Here is a 19,468-nt window from a genome sequence, read left to right on the forward strand (position 1 = left end):
CGGCCATATGACCGGTCGTCTCGGTTTCAAGGCATTGAAAAATTACGCCCGGAGCAGCAGCTCCAGACGGTCGACGAATGCATTCATGGGTGCGGTGCCGCCGCCTACCTTCAGGCGCGTGAGCACGCCCTGCCAGGCATTGGTGATGAAGGCCGCGAGGTTGGCGCAGTCCTCATCGGCGGACAGTTCGCCAGCGGCAACGGCCTCTTCCAGGCAGGCCTGGAGGATGTCCACCGAGCCCTGGAGGATGCGTTCCACCTGTTCGCCGATGGCAGGCGAAAGTTCGGCCATCTCGAAGCCGAGACTGCCGATGAAACAGTGGTATTCCGGTTTCTCGCGGCTGGAGAAGTGCCCCAGCAGCTCGCGGTAGTAGCCGAGGATGCGCTGGCACGGGCTCAGTGCGGAATTGCTCAGCGCCTGTGCATAACGATCCAGGCGTGGCAGGTAGAGGTGTTCCAGCGCCTGCAGGGCGAAATCTTCCTTGCTGGCGAAGTAGTGATAGAAGGAGCCCTTGGGGATACCCGCGGCCTGGACGATCTCCTGCACGCCGGTGCCGTGGTAGCCACGGCGGGTCATCACCTGGGAGCCCTTGGCGAGAATGAGGTCGCGTTTGTCGAGTCGGATACTGGTCATGGCGGCGAGCATATGACCGGTCGTCTCGCTCTGCCCAGCACTATTGACGACGCTGATCGGGCACTAAAAGCCGGGGGAAGATACTGCCGTGGAGGAACCGTAGGAGCCAGCTTGCTGGCTCCTACGGTCAAGCGTTCATGAGTGCGGGGGGGGGTTGGATCAGTCTAGGGCCTTTTCGACAGCCTGGATCAGCGCGGGATCGTCCGGTGCGGTGCGCGGCGAGAAACGCGACAGCACGCGGCCGTCCTTACCGACGAGAAACTTCTCGAAGTTCCAGGTGATCTCGCCAGGAAACTCGGCGCCCTCACCCGCGAGCAGGCGATACAGCGGATGGCGAGCCGAACCGTTGACCTCGATCTTGCTGCCCAGCGGGAAGGTCACGCCGTAGTTCAGACTGCAGAACTCGCGGATCTCATCCTCGCTGCCCGGCTCCTGCCCGGCGAACTGATTGCACGGCAGACCCAGCACGGTGAAACCCTTGTCACGGTATTGCTGATAGAGCTTTTCCAGCCCAGCGTATTGGGGCGTCAGGCCGCACTTGGAGGCGACATTCACCACCAGCACCACCTGGCCCTTGTACGGCGCCAACGGCAGGTCCTGACCGTCGAGCGCACGTAGATTGAGGTCGTGAAAGGCACTCATGACTGACTCCTCGAAAATCTCAGGGATTTCACAGCAGACAAAAAAGGCGCCCCGGGGCGCCTTTTCGGTTTTTTCAGCTTAGCAGCCGATTCGCGAATTGCCGGGTCGACAGTCGCGGACGATCGGTCAGTGGTGGTGACCGCCTTCGCCGTGGATGTGGCCGTGGGCGATCTCTTCGTCACTGGCGTCACGTACGGTGACGACCTTGACCTTGAAGTTCAGGCGCTGGCCGGCCAGCGGGTGGTTGCCGTCAACGGTGACGTCGTCGCCGTCGATGTCGCGGATGGTGACGATCTGCATGCTGCCGTCCGGGCCGGAGGCGTGGAACTGCATGCCGACTTCCAGTTGGTCGACGCCTTCGAACATGGCGCGGTCCAGGGTAGCGACCAGCTCGGCGCTGTATTCGCCATAACCATCTTCGGGCTCGACAGCAACATTCAACTCGTCACCAACCTGCTTGCCTTCAAGGGCGCGCTCCAGGCCTGCGATGATGTTGCCGGCGCCGTGCAGGTACACCAGCGGGGCGCCGCCGGCGGAGCTGTCGATCACCTCACCGGCGTCGTTGGTAAGGGTATAGTCGATGGACACGGCCTTGTTGGCGGCGATCAGCATGGTGCGAGACCTTCTGCAAATGAATGATGAAAGCGCAAGTTTAACCGCGCGGCCAGGCGATTGCGACCCGAACGCTGACGGGCGGCCCCGCCTGGTCGGCTACAGGCAAGACGAGGACGGTCACTGGGTAGCGGTGCTTTCCTGCGGCCATACTCAGCACTTGCGGCACCAGCCTCCCTGGCAGTCGCGTGCCTGGGTACTCGACCCCGCAAAACGCGCCGACCAGTTGGGCCGCCTCTTCCCCTGCGGCTGGTGTGCCCAGGGGCTGGCCGCCGTCCCCACCGAGGAAACCTGATGCCTGCACGCAACATCCTGGTGATCCACGCCCGCAGGGCGTCCCTGCGTTTCGCCCTGGTCAACGAGGCCCACAGTCAGTTCATCCTCCACGGCATGGCCGACGGGCTCGGCAGCCGCAATGCCGAACTGCGCTGGCAGCGCGGCGGCGACAAGGACAGCCTGATGATCCCCAACGCCGACCATCGCTCCGCGCTGTCGCAGCTGATGCCCATCGTCCAGGCTGCGGCCGGCGGCAAGCTGCACGGCGTCGGCCACCACGTGCTGCACGGTGGCGAACTGTTCAACTCCGCCTGCCGCGTGGATGCCCAGGTGATCCGCCGACTGAAGGCCCTGGTGCCCCTGGCGCCGCAGCAGATGCCGGCCAGCCTGATCGGTATCGAAGCCGCCATGCACCTGCTGCCAAACCTGCCCCATGTGGCGGTGTTCGATACGGCCTTCCACCAGAGCATGCCCGAGCACGTCTACCGCCTCGCACTGCCGGATGCGGTCTACCGTGACCACGGCCTGCGCCGCTATGCCTTCCACGGCAACAGCCACCGCTTCGTCAGTCGCCGTGCCGCCGAACTGGCCGGGCTCGCCCTCGGAGACAGCTGCTGGCTTTCCGCGCACCTCGGCGAGCACAGCTCCGCCTGTGCCATCGTCAACGGCCAGAGCCGCGACGCCAGCATGAACCTGGTGATGGCCAACCGCTGTGGCGATATCGACCCGCACCTCTACACCCAACTGCATCGCAGCCTGGGCTGGAGCCTGGAAAAGATCGACCAGGTGCTGCGCCAGGAAAGTGGCCTGTTCGGTCTCTCCGAGCTGGCCAAGGACATGCGCAGCCTGGAGACGGCCCGCGACCAGGGCCACGCCGGCGCCACCCTGGCCATCGAAGTCTTCTGCTACCGCCTGGCCAAGACCCTGGCGGCCGTGAGCTGCGCCCTGCCGCAGCTGGACGGGCTGATCTTCACTGGCGAGATCGGCGAGAATTCACCCCTTGTGCGCAGCCGCACGGTGGACCACCTGAAGCTGCTCAACCTGGCCATCGACCGCGAAGCCAATGCCCGCTGCGTGCGCGGCATCGCCGGCCCCATCCATCAGCGTGGCCATCCGCGCGTGCTGGTGGTGCCGACCAACGAAGAACGCCAGATCGCCCTCGACACCCTAGGCCTGCTCGCCTGAACCGTTTTCGCCAAGGAGCCCCATGCACTGTTTTTTCATCGCCCCGACCGGATTCGGCGTCGGTCTGACCTCCACCAGCCTGGGCCTGGTGCGCGCCCTGGAGCTGGCCGGCCTGCAAGTCGGCTTCCTCAAACCGGTGGCCCAACCCCATCCCGGCGACCTCGGCCCGGAGCGCTCCACTGAGCTGGTGGCGCGTACCCACGGCCTCAAGCCACCGGTACCGCTGGCCCAGTCCCAGGTGGAGCGGATGCTCGCCGACGGCCAGCTGGACGAGCTGCTGGAAGACATCACCGGCCTGTTCCAGCAGGCCGCGCAGGACAAGGACGTGGTGATCGTCGAAGGCATGGTGCCGACCCGCCACGCCAGCTACGCCGCGCGCATCAACTTCCATCTGGCCAAGAGCCTGGACGCCGATGTGATCCTGGTGTCGGCCCCCGAAGACGAGAGCCTCTCTGAGCTGTCCGACCGCCTGGAGATCCAGGCACAGCAATTCGGCGGACCGCGTGACCCGAAGGTGCTCGGGGTGATCCTCAACAAGGTGCGCGACGACGAGTTCGCCCGCCGCCTCAAGGAGCAGTCGCCCCTGCTGCGCGGCGACGACTTCCGCCTGCTGGGCAGCGTGCCCTGGCTGGACGAGCTGAATGCCCCGCGAACCCGCGACGTCGCCGACCTGCTGCAGGCGCAGGTGATCAATGCCGGCGACTTCGACCAGCGCCGCGTGCAGAAGATCGTGGTCTGCGCACGGACGGTGCCCAATACCGTCCAGCAGCTCAAGCCGGGCGTGCTGGTGGTGACGCCGGGCGATCGCGACGACATCATCCTCGCCGCCAGCCTGGCGTCAATGAACGGCGTACCACTGGCCGGCCTGCTGCTCTCCAGCGACATCCAGCCCGACCCGCGCACCCTGGAACTCTGCCGTGGCGCCCTGCAAGGCGGGCTGCCGGTACTGGGCGTGGCTACCGGTACCTATGACACGGCCACCAACCTCAACCGGATGAACAAGGAAATCCCGGTGGACGACCGCGAGCGCGCGGAGAAGGTTACCGAGTTCGTCGCCCGCAACCTCGACCTCGACTGGCTGCGCGCCCGCTGCGGCGCCCCCAGCGCGACACCGCGCCTGTCTCCCCCGGCTTTCCGCCACCGCCTGATCCAGCAGGCCCAGCTCGCCGGCAAGCGCATCGTCCTGCCTGAAGGCAGCGAGCCGCGCACCGTGCAGGCGGCCGCCGCCTGCCAGGCACGGGGCATCGCCCATTGCGTACTGCTGGCCAGGCCGGACGACGTGCGCGCCGTGGCCCAGGCGCAAGGCATCGAGTTGCCCGCTGGCCTGGAAATCCTCGATCCGGACAAGGTTCGCGAACGCTATGTGCAGCCCATGGTGGAGTTGCGCCAGACCAAGAGCCTCAACGCCCCCATGGCCACCGCGCAGCTGGAGGACAACGTGGTACTCGGCACCATGATGCTGGCCCTGGATGAAGTGGACGGGCTGGTGTCCGGCGCCATCCATCCCACGGCCAACACCATTCGCCCGGCGCTGCAGCTGATCAAGTCGGCGCCCGGCTACCGCATCGCATCCTCCGTCTACCTGATGCTGCTGCCGGAACAGGTGGTGGTTTACGGAGACTGCGCGGTGAACCCCGACCCCGACGCCAGCGACCTGGCGGAAATCGCCTTGCAGAGTGCGGACTCCGCCGAGGCGTTGGGGATAACGCCGCGGGTAGCGATGATCTGCGACTCAACCGATGAAGCAGAACTGGCCAAGGTCCGCGAAGCCGCCCGCCTGGCCCGCGTCGCCCGCCCCGAGCTGCCCATCGAAGGGCCCCTGCCCTACGCCACCGCCAGCCGCGATGGCAGCACCACGGTGTTCGTCTTCCCCGACCTTGCCAACGGCGATGCGGCCTACAAGGAAGCGCAACTGGGCGACCACGTGGCCAGCGCCGGCCTGATGCTCCAGGGCCTTCGCAAGCCGGTGAACGACCTGCCGCGCAATGTGCTGGTGGACGACATCATCCACACCATCGCCCTGACGGCGATCCAGGCTGCGTGCAGTAACGAAAGCTGACAAAGGGGAATTCTCTCTGTAGGGGCGAATTCATTCGCCAAGCAGGCCGAAGGTCTGCCCGCCTGACTCGACCGGGGCTGCTGCGCAGCCCTTGGCGAATGAATTCGCCCCTACAACAGAGCCGCCGAATTAGCCTCGCTCCCGACCACCCGGTCACCCTTCGCGCTTGCAGTTGAGTGAACAACCGTTAACCTTTGCCACCATTCTGCCCGCAGTCATGGAATGCAGCGGGCCCTATCCATGACGCGGTGGCCACGACCACCCACGGTGAGGCTCCACCCTTCCATGCTCAGCTTTATCCCCTCTCCCCTGCTCGGCGCCCTGGCAGCTGTCCTTCTGGCGCTCAATACCCTGTTCTGGTGCATACCGCTGTTCGCCGTCACGCTGCTGAAGCTGCTGCTGCCGTTTCGTGCCACCAAGGGCATGCTGAACTGGGCCGCGAGCTTCATCGCCGAGGGCTGGATCAGCTGCAACAAGCTGTGGATGCGCCTCGTGCGCGACACCCGCTGGGACGTCGACGGCCTGGCCGGACTGGATTACCAGCACAGCTATCTGGTTACCAGCAATCACCAGAGCTGGGTGGATATCCTGGTCCTGCAACACCTGTTCAACCGCCGCATCCGCCTGCTGCGTTTCTTCCTCAAGCAGGAACTGATCTGGGTCCCGGTGATCGGCCTGTGCTGGTGGGCGCTGGATTTCCCCTTCATGAAGCGCCACTCCAAGGCCTACCTGGCCAAGTACCCGGAGAAGAAAGGCAAGGACCTGGAAACCACCCGTCGCACCTGCGCCAAGTTCCGCGACAACCCGGTGGGAATCTTCAACTTCCTCGAAGGCACCCGCTTCACCCGCGCCAAGCACGACGAACAGGGTTCGCCTTTCCAGTACCTGCTCAAGCCCAAGGCAGGCGGCATCGCCTTCGTGCTCGACGCCATGGGCGAGCAGCTGCACTCGCTGGTCAACGTCACCATCCACTACCCGGACGGCAACCCGAGCTTCTGGGCCCTGCTGGCCGGCCGTCTACGCCAGGTGGTGGTGCGCATCGAGAAGCTGGAGATTCCCCGCGAATTCATCGGCAAGAACTACGACCAGGACGAGCAGTACCGCCTGGCCTTCCAGCAATGGGTGAATCGCCTGTGGAAAGCCAAGGACGCCCAACTCGCCAGGCTGCACCAGCAATTCCCGGCAGCCTGAGCCGGATACGAAAAGCCCGCCGATTGGCGGGCTTTTTCTTGCTCTAGGGCGTCTGTAGCACCTCATCCACCTGGAGCAGGGGCGCCAGGTTGGTGTAGTTGGCAATATCGGCGCTTATCTCGTCGCCGTTCAGTTCCAGCGTGCTGCGCAATTCATCCACCGACAGTACCCAGATATTGGCCATGCAGATGAACGGCGCCACGGCGCCATCCGCTGCAGCCAGACCCTTGCGCACTTCGAGCTTCACCAGGTTTTCGCCGATCAGGCGGGCCAGGAGTGGGATGTGTTCCTCACAGTAGTAGGTGAAGTCGAACTTGGCGCCCGGTGCATTGGGATACGCCACAACAAAGCAGTACATGGAGCCTCCTTTTCTCAATAGGCAGGGGGCGCGCGCCCGATGCCCTGACAAATGAAGTGTAGGCCCGCGATTTCGGGTATGCGTGATGGTCTCACCGCGGGTTCAGGAGGAGGCTGCAAGGCTGTCTGCGCCTTCGCGCAACGCAACCCAGTCCACCACCCGCGGGAACGTCTCGGCCTTGGCCACCGGCAGCCCTGGCGCCACCAGGAAGCCCTGCATGAAGGTGCAGCCATGCTCCAGCAGCCAGTCGCGCTGGGCCAGGGTTTCCACCCCTTCGGCGATCACCTCCAGGCCCAGGTGGCGGCTGAGGTCGATGATGGTGCTGACCACGGCGGCATCGCGACGCGACTCCAGCATGTTGGAAATGAACAGGCGATCGATCTTCAGCGTGTCCAGCTCGAAGTGCCGCAGGTAGGCCAGGGACGAATAACCGGTGCCGAAGTCGTCGATGGCGATGCGCACCCCCAGCGCCCGCAACTGCCGAAGTTGTTCGCGGGTCAGCTCCAGGTCCTGCATCAACGCGCTTTCGGTGACCTCCACCTCCAGCTGTTCGGGGCGCAGGCCGAACTCGCCGAGCACCCGCCGCAGGTCATCCACCAGTTGCGGCATGCCGAACTGCACCGGACTGACATTCAGGCTCACCACCAGGTCGTTGCCGAAGGACGACTGCCAGGTACTGCACTGGCTGGCCCCTTCCCGCAGTACCCAGTCACCCAGGCGATTGATCAGGCGGGTTTCCTCCAGCAGCGGGATGAACACATTGGGCGCCACGGTGCCGGCTACACGGTGCTCCCAGCGCAACAACGCCTCGAAACCGCGCAGGCGACCGGTCTCCAGGTTGACCTGCGGTTGGTAGACCAGGTGGAAGTCGCTCTGCTCGATGGCATTGCGCAGGCTTTCCTCCAGCATCAGGCGGGAACGGGCGCGACCATTCATCTCCGGTGAGTAGAAGCGGTACTGCTGGCGACCGGCGCGCTTGGCCTCGTACATGGCGATGTCCGCCGCGCGCAGCAGTCCGTCCACGCTCTGTCCGCACTCGGGGAAGCAGGCGATGCCAACGCTGGCGCCGAGGGTGACGTCGATGCCCTCGATATTGTGGCGGACGGAGACCAGTTCGATGAGTTTCTCCGCCACCCGTGCCGCGTCCTCGGGGTGGTCGAGGGTATCCAGCAGCGCGGTGAATTCGTCACCGCCCATGCGCGCCAGGATGTCGTACGGGCGCAGGCAGTTCTTCAACTGTTCCGCCACCCGCCGCAACACACGGTCGCCGGCTTCATGGCCGAGGGAGTCGTTGATCAGCTTGAAGCCGTCCAGGTCCAGGTAGAGCACCGCCATGCGCTTGCCGTTGCGCTCGATGCGCGCCAGGGACGCCTCCAGCGCCTGGTGGAAGCCACGGCGATTGAGCAGCCCGGTGAGGGCATCGGTAATGGCCTGGGACTCCAGTTGCGCATGCAACTGGCGCACCACGGACATGTCCAGCGCAATGACCACCATGGAGCGCTGCAAGCGCGGCAGCGGTGAGGACGACAGCGCCACCGGCAGACGCTCGCCGCCCATGGTCTTGAGGCTGGCGTCATGCAGGCGGTAGGTCTCGTTCTGCTTCCAGTGGCGGTAGAAATCCGAGAGTTTCCATTCGCCCGTCATCTCGGGATGGGCGATCAGGCTCAGCAACGGGCGGCCCTCCAGGTCGTCCACGCTGCCCTGGAGCATTTTTGCCATGGCCGGGTTGGCGAAACTGATCAGGCCGTCTTCGCCGACCACCAGGATGCCCTCGGCGGCGTTCTCCAGCACCGAGGCGTTGAAGGCGCGGGCACTGTCGAGCTGCTGGCTGAGTTGCAGCAGATCGCGCCGATTGCGCTCGTGGGCCAGCAGCGACTGGATCTTGTGCCGCAGCACCTGGGGGTCGAAGGGTTTGAGGATGAAGTCCACCGCACCGGAGGTATAGCCACGCAGCACGGCATCCTGGGTATGGGCGATGGCGGAAATGAAGATGATCGGCGTGAAGCGGGTCAGCGGACTGCTGCGCATCAGCCGCGCCACTTCGAAGCCGTCCATGCGCGGCATCTGCACGTCCAGCAGCACCAGCCCGACTTCCTCTTCCAGCAGGCATTTAAGAGCGGCCTCGCCCGAATCCACGGTGCGCACCTGCCATTCGCCGTCGTCCAGCAGCGCCTCCATGGCGGCGAGGTTTTCCTGGCGGTCATCCACCACCAGCAGAATGTTGTCCGCCGGGGCCTCTTTAAGCTGCAGGTGCGCCATGGCGACCTCCTGGTTGTTCCAGCCAGCGGTAGAGCATGTCCAGCAACTCCTGGCGACTGACTGGCTTGGCCAGGTAGTCGTCGGCACCTGCAGTAATGCATTTCTCGCGGTCGCCCTTCATCGCGTGTGCGGTCAGGGCGATGATCGGCACACCGCAACCGTGCTCCTGCTTGAGCACGCGGGTGGCCGTGTAGCCGTCCATTTTGGGCATGGCCATGTCCATCAGGATCAGATCGAAAGGTTCGCGCTGGAAGCATTCGATGGCCTCCAGGCCGTCGCTGGCGGCCGTCACTTTCAGGCCCGCCTCGTCCAGCAGGGCACTGAGGGCGTAGATATTCCGCACATCGTCGTCCACCAGGAGCACCCGGCTGCCTTCCAACGGGTCCATGTCCAGGCTGCCGCGTGGCTGGCGCACGGCGGCGAGGAAGCCCTGGACCGCCGAGCTGAGATTGTCGAGGTCCTCGCCCGCCTTGCGCACCACGACCGCCGAGTAGCGGCGCAGGCGCTGAAGGTTCTGCTGATTGACGTCTACGCCGGTGTTGATGACCACTCGCGAGCCGTCCAGCGGACGTTCCCGGTCGAGGCTGTCGAGCAGTTCGAAACCGTCCTGGTCGGGCAGATCGAGGTCGATCACCAGGGCCGAGAACTCGTCCTGTGCATAAGCCTGCCGGGCTCCTTCGCCACTGGCGCTGGCCACCACGTTGAAGCCCAGTTGCTCAAGGTGTTCGCGGTAGTGCTCGCGCTCCACATCCACGTCTTCCACCAGCAGCAGCTTGCGCTCCACCGGGGGACTCCCACCTTCCAGGTCCTGGAACACCTGCTCCAGGTCGGCCCGGGCGATGGGCTTGACCAGGTAGCGGGTAGCGTCCTCGTTCCAGTCCTGGGGCTGCGGCACGCAGGAAATGATGTTCACCGGCGTGGCGCGGTGGTTCGCGTGGCTGCGCAGCCGCCGGTATATCTGCCAGCCGCTGATGTCCGGCAGCAGGATGTCGAGGATGACAGCAGCGAAGCGTTCGTTCTGCAGTATCGCGATGGCCTGCTTTCCGCTGCGGCAATGGACGCTGGAGAAGCCATGAGTCTGAGCTTCGTCGGCGATCACCGAGGCGAAGTTGACGTCGTCTTCAACGATCAGCACGGCCGGCCCCTGGCCACTGCGCACCGGTTGCGCCGGTTCCTCGTCATCCTTCGGCTGGCTGGCGGCGACCGCCACCGGCAGCCGGACGATGAAGCGTGAGCCCCGTCCCGGAACGCTTTCCAGCGTGATATCGCCATCCAGGGCGAGCACCAGTTGGCGCGTGATGGCCAGCCCCAGCCCGGTACCGCCGAAGCGCCGACTGGTGGACCCGTCGATCTGCTGGAACGCTTGGAATATGCGGTCGTGCTGGTCCTCGGGAATACCGATGCCGGTGTCGCGAACGGCGAAACGCAGCACTTCGCGCTCGTCGGTCGCGGCTGCCGGGTCCAGCTCCACCGACAGTTCCACCTCGCCCTGCTCGGTGAACTTGAGGGCGTTGGACAGCAGGTTGCGCAGGATCTGGTGCAGGCGCACACGGTCGCTGTGGATAACCCTCGGCACGCCCGCCTGGACGTGGGTGTTCAGGCGCAGGCCCTTGATCTCGGCCATGGGCCGGAGGCTGCCATCCAGTTCCGCAAGCATGTCCTGGACGTTCAGTGGCTCGAGCTTGAGCTGCATGCGCCCCGCTTCGACCTTGGCCAGATCGAGGACATCGTTGATCAGTTGCAGCAGGTCGCTGCCGGCACGGTGGACGATGTCGGCGTGCCGGGTCTGCTTCTCGGTCAGGTTACCGACCATGTTCTGCCGCAGCTGGTCGCTGAGGATCAGGATGCTGTTGAGCGGCGTGCGCAGCTCGTGGGACATGTTGGCGAGGAATTCCGACTTGTAGCGGTTGGCCAACATCAGTTGCTCGGCCTGGTCGCGCAGTCGCTGCTCCGCCGCCTTTCGCTCGGTGATATCGATGATCACCGCCTGCACCAGGGTTTCGCGACCGGACCGGATCGGTGACAACCCCACTTCCAGCGGGATCATGGTGCCGTCGCGATGTTGGCCGAAAAGCTCGCGGTTGCTGCCCATGCGCCGTTGCTCGGGCTTGCGCAGGAAGCCTTCACGCATCGCCACATGGGCCTCGCGCAGGGCCTCGGGCAGCAGCTTTTCCACCGGTCCATCGAGCATTTCCTGGCGGCTGTAGCCAAAGAGCTGTTCGGCCTGGCGGTTGACCATGGCAATGCGCCCGTGGGTATCCACCAGGACGATGGCGTTGGGCGAGGCTTCGACGACCAGGCGGAAACGTTCCTCGGCGCTTCGGCGCGCTTGCAGGTCCACCACGTTGAGCAGGTAGCGCAGTTCGCTGCCGTGATTGAAAGTGCTCAGGCTGTACGCGACGGCGATGCGCTCGCCGTCTTCCTGCGCGGCTTCGGCTTCGGTCAGGTCGGTGGGCGCGTGCCCGACCGCCTGCTCCTTCAATTCGCTCAGGCTCGGCAGGAAGCGACGCAGGCGCTGCCCGATCAAGCTATCCACAGGACAACGCAGCAGCTCGCCGGCCCGGGCGTTGGCCATCTCGATCCGGCCGTCGCGATCACAGGTCAGCGTGGCGACCGGCAGGTGCTGCAAAAGCAGGCGGAAGCGCTCTTCGCGCTCGGCCAGCTCGGTGCCGGTGGCGAGACTGAGCTGAAGCTGCCGCTCCCGCTGGTACAGATAACCGCCGACCAGCAGTGAAAGCAGCAGCGCCGACGCGAGGCCGGTCCAGAGGCTGAAGGTGATCCGGTTGATGCCCAGCATGGCCTCGTACTCGGCCGTGCTGCCCACTCCGAGCGCCCAGGTACGGCCGAACACTTGCAGTTGCTGGACCTGGTGGAAGCGCGGCGTGCGGGCATCGCCAGTCGGCTCCAGCAGTGCCATGCCGGGGGCGCCGAGGTCCTGGAGGTCGATGTTGTAGAGCTTGCTCTGCGCGCCGAGGATGCCATCCATCAGGTCGTTCACGCGAAAAGCGCCACAGACCATCCCGATCAGCGCCGCACGCCGCTCTTCGACCGTACTGCTGGGCAAGTCCGGGCGGTACACCGGCATGTAGAGAAGCAGGCCGCTCTGGACTTGCTTGTCAGTTTCCTGCCTGAGTTTGACGGGCCCGGTGAGGGCGGCCTCGCCGGTCTCCCGGGCGAGGTTGATGGCCGCCTGGCGTACTGGCTCGGTGAGCATGTCGAAACCCAAGGTGCGGCGGTTCCGCCAGTCCATGGGGCTGCTGTACTGCACCACCAGGTACTCGTCCCTCGGCTCGGGAGGGAATACGCGGAACTCGCGGCGCCCCTGCGCCCAGATCTCGGAGACGAATTCGTTGACTTCCCCGTGCTTCAGGTAGCGCGCCCAGGCCAGTGCCTGGATACCCGGATAGCGGTCCTGCAGTTGCAACTGGTCGGTGGACCGCGCCCACTCTTCGGCCGACACCTCAGTGCTGCCGACCATCAGGCCGGACATGCCACGCAGGACCATTTCATAAGCGCGCATCCGGATGCCGACGCGCTGGGCAATTTCCTCCGCCTCGGTCTTGAAGCGCTGCTCGTACTCGTTACGGTTGCGAGCTTCCAACGCTAACCATTGCCAGAGCACCAGTCCCCCGAGAACCAGCATGAGCGTCAGGGTTACCAGCAACGGCAGCAGATACTTGGGAGATGGGGAGGATTGACGATCGTCCATGCTTTCTCCTGTCCTTTCCATGGCCGTCCTCCGCGGGGGCGAACGGTTCAGACAGGGTTCGGTGGAACCCTGCATCGCAGTCTAGACAGGAAAGTGACAACTGGCGTTACGCCAGTAATCGCACGACGAGCGGCAGAAAACGACGAGGCCCGCAACAGCGGGCCTCGTGGCGATGGAGCGGTAGCGGTTACTGCTGCGGAGCCTGGGCGCCGGGGATGGGGGTCAGCTTGATTTCCACGCGGCGGTTCTGCGAACGACCCGCCTCGTTGGCATTGGTGGCGACCGGCTGGTCCGGGCCCATGCCAAGGGAGCTCACGCGGGTACCGTTGACGCCCTGGGCCGTCAGGTAGTTGGCCACGCTCTGGGCGCGCTGCTGCGACAGGTTCATGTTGTATTGGTGGCTACCGGTGCTGTCGGTGTGGCCAACCACTTCGATGCTGTTCTGGTCGTACTGCTTGAACGAAGTCGCCAGGTTGTTCAGCGGAGCGTAGAAGTTGCTGGCGATATTCGCCGAGTTGGTGGCGAACGTGATGTTGCCGGGCATGATCAGGTTGATGTTGTCGCCCTGGCGCTGCACCTGCACGCCGGTGCCTTCCATGCTGCGGCGCAGTTCGGCTTCCTGCTTGTCGACGTAGTAGCCATAACCCGCGCTGGCGGCACCCGCCACGGCAGCACCGATCAGCGCACCCTTGCCACGGTTGTCATGGTTGATCGCAGCGCCCGCTACGGCACCAGCCAGGGCACCCAGAGCGCCGTACTTGGCGGTTTTGCTCATGCCGCCTTCGGCGGGAGCCTGGACTTCACCCTGTTGGTTGTAGGGGTTCTGAGCACAGCCCGAGAGCATGGCGAAAGCGGTAGCGGCGATGATCAGGCGACGCGGGGAGAACATGGACGATTTACTCCTGAGAAATCTTTTAGCCGGTGTGGCTGCGGGCAATTAGACATCAGAACGCGTAAAAATTCCGTGGATCAGGCCCGCACGAACGGATTCTCGCGCATCTCGTCGCCCAGGCGGGTGTCCGGGCCATGACCGGTCACCACGGTGGCGTCCTCATCCAGGCTGTAGAGGCGCTGCTTGATCGAACGCTCGATGGTGCCGTAGTCGCCGCCCCACAAGTCGGTACGGCCAATGCCCCGGCGGAACAGCGTGTCGCCGGCGATCAGCAGCTTGGCCTCGGGGAACCAGAAGCTCATGGAGCCCGGCGTGTGCCCCGGCGTGTGAAGAGCAACGCCGCAACCACAGGCCAGTTCCTCATCGTCGGCCAGCCACTGGTCGGGCGCCGGCACCGGTTTGTAGGGCACGCCGAACATGCGGCACTGCATTTCCAGGTTGTCCCAGAGGAACTGGTCTTCCTTGTGCAGGTGCAGGGTCGCCCCGGTGGCTTTCTTCAGTTCGCCGGAAGCGAGGAAGTGATCGAGGTGCGCATGCGTATGGATGATGCTGACCAGCTTCAGGCCATGGGCCTCCAGGCGAGCCAGGATCTGCTCATGGTTGCCACCCGGATCGACGACGATGGCTTTCTTGCTGATCGGGTCGCCGATCAGGGTGCAGTTGCACTGCAACGGGCCGACGGGGAAGGTTTCGCGAATTAGCGCTGGTTTTGCGGCGTCCATGGGGAATCCTGTGGGAGTAATTGCACATTTAGCGCAGTGCGATCGTGGATGGTGACGATCAGGAGAAAGCCCCATACCCGCAGCACGCCAAAATCAGGCGTAAAGGGTGACCCCAACAGACCCGCACTTTCAACACCCAGGCCGACGCGAAAGTGCGAGCGGCCATGATTGAGCGTGAGAAAGAGGTCGTGCTCGGCCATGACTCAGCGGCTCCTCACTGACAGCTTTTGCATTGGCATCTTGGTGATGGCGAAGCCAGTTAGTAGCAGGGCGGAATACAGCACCAGATCGCGGGAGATTGGCAGCCCCTCGTACCAAGAGCCGATGATCACGGCGAACACCGGGAAAATGATGAAAACGAAGGACAGGATTACCGGGCTCAGACGTTTGAGCAGGAAGAAATAGACGATGAAGCCACCCACCGAGGCGCACAGACCGAGGTAGATCAGCGCCCACCAGGACCGCGTACTGATGGCGGTAAAGTCCGGTCGCTCCACGCCCAGGCCAACGAGGAACAACATCAACCCGGCCAGCCCAATGGGTAGGGTGTTGTAGGTGATGACGCTGATGGCGGCGCCTTTCTGCTTGGTCACCACGTAGCACAGCGCGTGCATGGCGGCAGCAGCGAGGATTGCCAGAACCCCGGCAAACTCATCGTGGGCCAGGCTCAGACCCTGGCTATGCAGGATCATGAACAGGCTGCCGAAGCCGATGGCGATGCCCACCACCTGCGACAGATAAATACGTTCACGCAGGAACAATGCGGAGAAGATTAGGATGAACACCGGCATGCAGCTGAATAGCAATGCGGTGAGCCCCGAAGAAACGTGTGTCTCGCCGTAGTTGAGCAGGTAGTAAGGCAGGCTGAAGTAGCACAGGGTAACGAAGACAAAGAATCCGAGATGGCTGCGCGGAAAGTAGATCGAGTCACCACGGATAATGGCGAAGCTGACAAACAGCGGAAAGGCGATCAGGAAGCGTATGCCGGCAGCGGTCAGCGGCGGCACCGTTTCAACGGCGACTTTGATTCCCAGCCAGGTGGTTCCCCAACTGAAGCACACCGTCAGGAACAGCAAAGCGGTGATAAGCGCCGCCAGCCACTGCTTCTTGGTATTGCTGGCCTGTTCAATTACCGCCGGCATTGGCATGATGACAATCCTTCTGAATCTGATAGATTGAACCCTAAAACTCAGAACAACATTTCATATTGATCCCGTCAGCTTAGGCTATTGAGGCTAAAATTGGCTGTCAAACCAATTATTGACACCGTATCAATACTCATAGAGGCGTTAAACTCGGGGGCTGGCGCCAAGTACAAGCGCCTCGCGAGCGCCATGGAAGTTCGCATCTTGGAAGGAAGTATCGAAGGGGGAGTGAAGCTGCCGCCCCATCGCATCCTGGCTGACCGCCTCGGGGTGACCATAGGCACGGTCAGCCGTGCCTATGCGGAACTGGAGCGCATGGGACTGGTAGTGGCGCGGGTGGGTGACGGCACTTTCGTCCGTCAGCGAGAGCTGGAGCGCAAACGCGATGTCGGCTTCAGCAACTTCGTCGAGGAGCGGCCGGAGCAGTACGACATGGGCCGCAACATGCACATCCCCGGTTCGGAAGCCAGCCTCCTGGCGCAGAGCCTGCTGGACCTCTCCCGCGATCCGCGTGCCCTCAGCGAACTGACCCTGTATACCCCAGACGCAGGCCTGCCGCGTTTCCGTCATGCCGGCGCGCGCTGGCTCGCTCACGGCGACTTCCATCCCCAGGCGGAGCAGGTGATGTGCGTCAATGGTGGCCAGCACGGCCTGCTCTGCACGTTGATGGCGTTGTTGCGCGCTGGTGACGCCATGGTTACCGAGCAACTCACCTACCCGGGACTGATCACCGCCGCACGTATGCTCGGCATAAAGCTGCTTGGCGCGGCGATGGATAATGAAGGGCTGATCCCTGCGTCGCTCGACGAGCTGTGCCGACACAATCGAGTCAGCGCCATCTACTGCACCCCGACGCTGCAGAACCCGACCACTGGCGTAATGTCTGCGCAGCGCCGGGAAGCGATAGTCGCAATCTGTCGCGAACACAATTTGCTGATCATCGAGGACGAAGCACACGCTGTGTTGGTGGATCACCGCCCACCACCCCTGAGCCATTACGCCCCCGAGCGCACAGTGCTGATCAGCAGCCTGAGCAAGGCGGTAGCCGCTGGATTGCGAGTGGGATATCTACATGCCCCGACGCCGCTGATCAGCCGCATCGCTGCATCCCTCCGCGCCACGTGCTGGATGGCCACGCCGCTAACGATGGAGTTAGCCAGCAACTGGATCGAGAACGGCATCGCGGAGAAGTTGTTACATCAGCAGATCACCGAGATCGGCCGGCGCAAGCAATTGGTGCAGGGACTGCTGGAGGGCTTGAGCTATCGAACCCATCCACAGTGCCCGCACTTCTGGATCGAAGTGCCCGAACCCTGGCGTGCCTCGGATGTGGAGACTGACCTGAAATTGAAGAACTACCTGATCGCCACGGCGGAAGCCTTCGCGGTCGGACGGGCGGCGGTGCCGCAGTTCGTCAGGGTTAGTGTCAGCAATGCCTCGCACAACGACCAGTTGCTTCTGGAGGGCTTTGGGGCCCTGGCCAACACGTTACGCCAGGGCAGCGGTCAGCTCGACGAGTAAACCAACCTGCGGGGCCTTCCTGGTCGTGGGGACGCCCACATAACGCCCTTTCGCATAGCTAGGCACGTTGTTTCAATCATTCAGCTCGCGTAGCCGACTTGGCATGCGACACGCTGCGGAAAGTCTCGGCGCTGTAATGTTCGTGGTAGGCGCTTCACGGCCCGGAACGATAATCGCCCGGCAGCCTGCCCGTCCATTTCTTGAAGGCCCGGCGGAAGTTGGAGGGGTCGTTGAAGCCCAGCAGGCCGGCGATTTCGAACAGCGGCAGGTGCGTCGTGCTGAGATATTGCAGCGCAAGTCCCTTACGCACTTCGTCCAGCACCTGTTGATAACTGGTGCCCATGGCCGCCAGATGCCGGCGCAGGCTGCGCCCGCTGGTATGCAGGGCGCGGGCAGCGCCGTCGAGGTCGGGGAAGTCGCCGGGCCGGGCCATGAGCAGCCGGCGCACGCGAGTCAGCAGCGCATCCTGCACATCGAGGGTGGCCAGCAGCGCCTCGCACTGTTGTTCGCACATCTGCACCGTGGCCGGGTTGGCCAGGGCCATGGGCCGTTCCAGGTAATTCTTGGGCAGGCTCAGCCAGTGACAGGACTGTTCGAACTGCACCGCGACACCGAATACCTCTGCATAGCGTGCCGCATAGGCCGGCGCCGGATGGGCGAATCCCACCTGCTGCCCCCGCAGCTCTTCTCCCAGCAGAAAGCGCGCGATGCTGAAGAAACTGGCCAGCAACCCTTCTCCGGCGAATCGCCCCAGTGGGCCCATCGGGAAGGATTCGATGGCCCTAAGTTGCAGGCAATCGCCCTGCTCCGCCAGTTCCAGCTCGTAAGCCAGTCCCAGCACGCGGTAGTACTTCAGCGCGAATTGCAGGGCACGCCCGAGGTTGGCGCTGGAGAGCACCGCGTACCCGAGGATTCCGTGGGTAGATACGTTGAGGCGCTGGCCCAGCAGCAGACCGAGGGCCGGCTCGCCGCACAACTGCAGGGCGGTGCCGGCAAGCTGGTTGAAATCGAGGAACGACAGGCGGCCGTTGGGATTGCCGAGCAGTTCCGGCCGGAGCCGAGCGCCGCTCAGCAGCGCCTCGCGTGTCACGCCCAGCTCCTCGGCCAGGCCCAGCAAGGACTCGGCGTAGGCGACGGGCACCAGTTCGGCGGAGAAGGTCAGCGGTTGCTTCATAAAGGCGCCTTGTTCTGGTGGTGGCCGGATATGACCCGAAGGTTGGCAGAAGATAACCTTGTCCTACAAAACCCGGCAAGCGGATATTGGGACCATGGTCCATACAGCCTCAAGGAGCCCCCATGGCCAGCACCACACCCAAAGGATTGGTTATCCGTCCGCGCCACATGGATTTCGAGTTTCCCGATCCGCTGCCCCGCCACTGGCACAGCGGCGATGCCTTCAAGAGCCACCTTTTCGATGCGATGTCGGTGCTCTTCCCGGATGGCGAACGCTTCTTCATCGACTCGGTGCGCCTGTTCCGCGACCAGATCGACGACCCGGTCCTGAAGGAGCAGATCCGTGGCTTCATCGGCCAGGAAGGCCACCACAGCCGCGAGCATCTGGAATACAGCAACCGCCTGCGCGACCTCGGATACGACATCGGCGCCATCGAGCGTCGCGCCCAGGCTCGCATCCGCTTCACCCAGAAGAAGTTCTCCGCGCGCCGCCAACTGGCCGCCACCGCAGCCCTGGAACACATCACCGCGATCATGGCCGATGGCCTGTTGAAGAACCCCGAATACATGGCCGGCGCCCATCCGGTGATGGCCCGCCTGTGGCGCTGGCATGCGCTGGAGGAAACCGAGCACAAGGCAGTGGCCTTCGACGTCTACAACCAGGTCTGCGGCAGCCACCGCCTGCTGCGCCGGGCGATGATGATGGGCACCTTCTTCTTCGTCCTCGACACCACCCGCGGCCTGGCCCACATGCTCAAGCGCGACGGCCTGCTGTGGAACTGGCGCGTCTGGCGCGACGGGCTGAACTGGATGTGGGGACGCAATGGCATCTTCCGTCCGCTGGTGCGCACCTATCTGGACTTCTTCAAGAAAGGTTTCCACCCCTGGCAGCACGACAACCTGGACCTGCTGTACAAGACGCGGGAAGAGTTCGATGAGGCGCAGGCGAGTGCGGCGTGAGTGATGCGTGGATATGAAAAAACGGCCCTTAGGGGCCGTTTTCTTTTGAACACGTGGTAATTGGTAGGGTGCGCCGTGCGCACCAGGAAGTCCGCACGGGCAACTCGGTGCGCGCGGCGCACCCTACGGTG

General features: G+C 64.0%; 17 protein-coding genes. 6 read left to right on the forward strand and 11 right to left on the reverse strand.

The features are described 5' to 3' along the window. Positions 1 to 42: 42 nt before the first annotated feature. The 3 genes from MnOB_RS19550 to MnOB_RS19560 form a co-directional block, all read right to left on the reverse strand. Entirely contained in the window at positions 43 to 633 is a 591-nt protein-coding gene (locus MnOB_RS19550) for a TetR/AcrR family transcriptional regulator (protein ID WP_234358295.1), read from the reverse strand. A gap of 159 nt (positions 634 to 792) precedes the next feature. Next, complete coding sequence (locus tag MnOB_RS19555) at positions 793 to 1,275, reverse strand: glutathione peroxidase (RefSeq protein ID WP_077525899.1); 483 nt, start codon at positions 1,273 to 1,275, stop codon at positions 793 to 795. 126 nt (positions 1,276 to 1,401) lie between these two features. After that, entirely contained in the window at positions 1,402 to 1,887 is a 486-nt protein-coding gene (locus MnOB_RS19560) for an FKBP-type peptidyl-prolyl cis-trans isomerase (protein WP_077525900.1), read from the reverse strand. On the opposite strand from MnOB_RS19560, the gene MnOB_RS19565 reads away from it, so the two are divergent. The 4 genes from MnOB_RS19565 to MnOB_RS19580 all read left to right on the forward strand — a co-directional run bounded on the left by MnOB_RS19565 (position 1,856) and on the right by MnOB_RS19580 (position 6,598). Further along, positions 1,856 to 2,182 carry a DUF3565 domain-containing protein gene (locus tag MnOB_RS19565; RefSeq protein WP_077525916.1) on the forward strand — a complete coding sequence of 109 codons (327 nt, stop codon included), beginning with the start codon at positions 1,856 to 1,858 and terminating at the stop codon, positions 2,180 to 2,182. The genes MnOB_RS19560 and MnOB_RS19565 overlap by 32 nt on opposite strands. Then, positions 2,182 to 3,348 carry an acetate/propionate family kinase gene (locus MnOB_RS19570; RefSeq protein WP_077525901.1) on the forward strand — a complete coding sequence of 389 codons (1,167 nt, stop codon included), beginning with the start codon at positions 2,182 to 2,184 and terminating at the stop codon, positions 3,346 to 3,348. The genes MnOB_RS19565 and MnOB_RS19570 overlap by 1 nt, the downstream gene beginning before the upstream one ends. Before the next feature lie 22 nt (positions 3,349 to 3,370). Continuing rightward, positions 3,371 to 5,407 carry a phosphate acetyltransferase gene (pta, locus tag MnOB_RS19575; RefSeq protein WP_077525902.1) on the forward strand — a complete coding sequence of 679 codons (2,037 nt, stop codon included), beginning with the start codon at positions 3,371 to 3,373 and terminating at the stop codon, positions 5,405 to 5,407. A 285-nt stretch (positions 5,408 to 5,692) separates the two neighbouring features. After that, the gene (locus MnOB_RS19580) at positions 5,693 to 6,598 is read left to right on the forward strand and encodes an acyltransferase (protein WP_077525903.1); all 906 of its coding nucleotides are present in this window, start codon (positions 5,693 to 5,695) and stop codon (positions 6,596 to 6,598) included. Positions 6,599 to 6,641: 43 nt separating this feature from the next. Here MnOB_RS19580 and MnOB_RS19585 read toward each other — a convergent pair whose 3' ends face one another. The 7 genes from MnOB_RS19585 to MnOB_RS19615 form a co-directional block, all read right to left on the reverse strand. Further along, positions 6,642 to 6,956 carry an EthD family reductase gene (locus MnOB_RS19585; RefSeq protein WP_077525904.1) on the reverse strand — a complete coding sequence of 105 codons (315 nt, stop codon included), beginning with the start codon at positions 6,954 to 6,956 and terminating at the stop codon, positions 6,642 to 6,644. Positions 6,957 to 7,058: 102 nt separating this feature from the next. Next, a complete protein-coding gene (locus tag MnOB_RS19590) occupies positions 7,059 to 9,215 on the reverse strand; it encodes a putative bifunctional diguanylate cyclase/phosphodiesterase (RefSeq protein WP_077525905.1) in 2,157 nt (718 codons plus the stop codon). Next, the gene (locus MnOB_RS19595; RefSeq protein ID WP_077525906.1) at positions 9,196 to 12,924 is read right to left on the reverse strand and encodes a response regulator; all 3,729 of its coding nucleotides are present in this window, start codon (positions 12,922 to 12,924) and stop codon (positions 9,196 to 9,198) included. Before MnOB_RS19595 ends, MnOB_RS19590 begins: the two co-directional genes overlap by 20 nt. A gap of 187 nt (positions 12,925 to 13,111) precedes the next feature. Continuing rightward, on the reverse strand, positions 13,112 to 13,813 hold the full coding sequence (locus MnOB_RS19600) for a YiaD family glycine zipper/OmpA-like lipoprotein (protein WP_077525907.1): 702 nt from the start codon (positions 13,811 to 13,813) through the stop codon (positions 13,112 to 13,114). An 80-nt stretch (positions 13,814 to 13,893) separates the two neighbouring features. Further along, positions 13,894 to 14,538 carry an MBL fold metallo-hydrolase gene (locus tag MnOB_RS19605; RefSeq protein WP_077525908.1) on the reverse strand — a complete coding sequence of 215 codons (645 nt, stop codon included), beginning with the start codon at positions 14,536 to 14,538 and terminating at the stop codon, positions 13,894 to 13,896. Then, entirely contained in the window at positions 14,514 to 14,738 is a 225-nt protein-coding gene (locus MnOB_RS19610; RefSeq protein ID WP_077525909.1) for a hypothetical protein, read from the reverse strand. The genes MnOB_RS19605 and MnOB_RS19610 overlap by 25 nt, the downstream gene beginning before the upstream one ends. Before the next feature lie 3 nt (positions 14,739 to 14,741). Then, the gene (locus MnOB_RS19615) at positions 14,742 to 15,680 is read right to left on the reverse strand and encodes a DMT family transporter (protein ID WP_077525917.1); all 939 of its coding nucleotides are present in this window, start codon (positions 15,678 to 15,680) and stop codon (positions 14,742 to 14,744) included. A 99-nt stretch (positions 15,681 to 15,779) separates the two neighbouring features. Between MnOB_RS19615 and MnOB_RS19620 the strand changes: the two genes are divergently transcribed. After that, positions 15,780 to 17,204: an aminotransferase-like domain-containing protein gene (locus tag MnOB_RS19620; protein WP_077525910.1), complete on the forward strand. Its 1,425-nt coding sequence runs from the start codon at positions 15,780 to 15,782 to the stop codon at positions 17,202 to 17,204. Positions 17,205 to 17,358: 154 nt separating this feature from the next. Here MnOB_RS19620 and MnOB_RS19625 read toward each other — a convergent pair whose 3' ends face one another. Next, positions 17,359 to 18,378 (reverse strand): AraC family transcriptional regulator, encoded by a 1,020-nt coding sequence (locus MnOB_RS19625; protein WP_077525911.1) that lies wholly within the window; start codon positions 18,376 to 18,378, stop codon positions 17,359 to 17,361. A 122-nt stretch (positions 18,379 to 18,500) separates the two neighbouring features. On the opposite strand from MnOB_RS19625, the gene MnOB_RS19630 reads away from it, so the two are divergent. Then, positions 18,501 to 19,337: a metal-dependent hydrolase gene (locus MnOB_RS19630; RefSeq protein ID WP_077525912.1), complete on the forward strand. Its 837-nt coding sequence runs from the start codon at positions 18,501 to 18,503 to the stop codon at positions 19,335 to 19,337. Positions 19,338 to 19,468: the final 131 nt, after the last annotated feature.

Origin of the sequence: Metapseudomonas resinovorans (genome assembly GCF_002003485.1) — a bacterium.
Taxonomy (GTDB): domain Bacteria; phylum Pseudomonadota; class Gammaproteobacteria; order Pseudomonadales; family Pseudomonadaceae; genus Metapseudomonas; species Metapseudomonas resinovorans_D.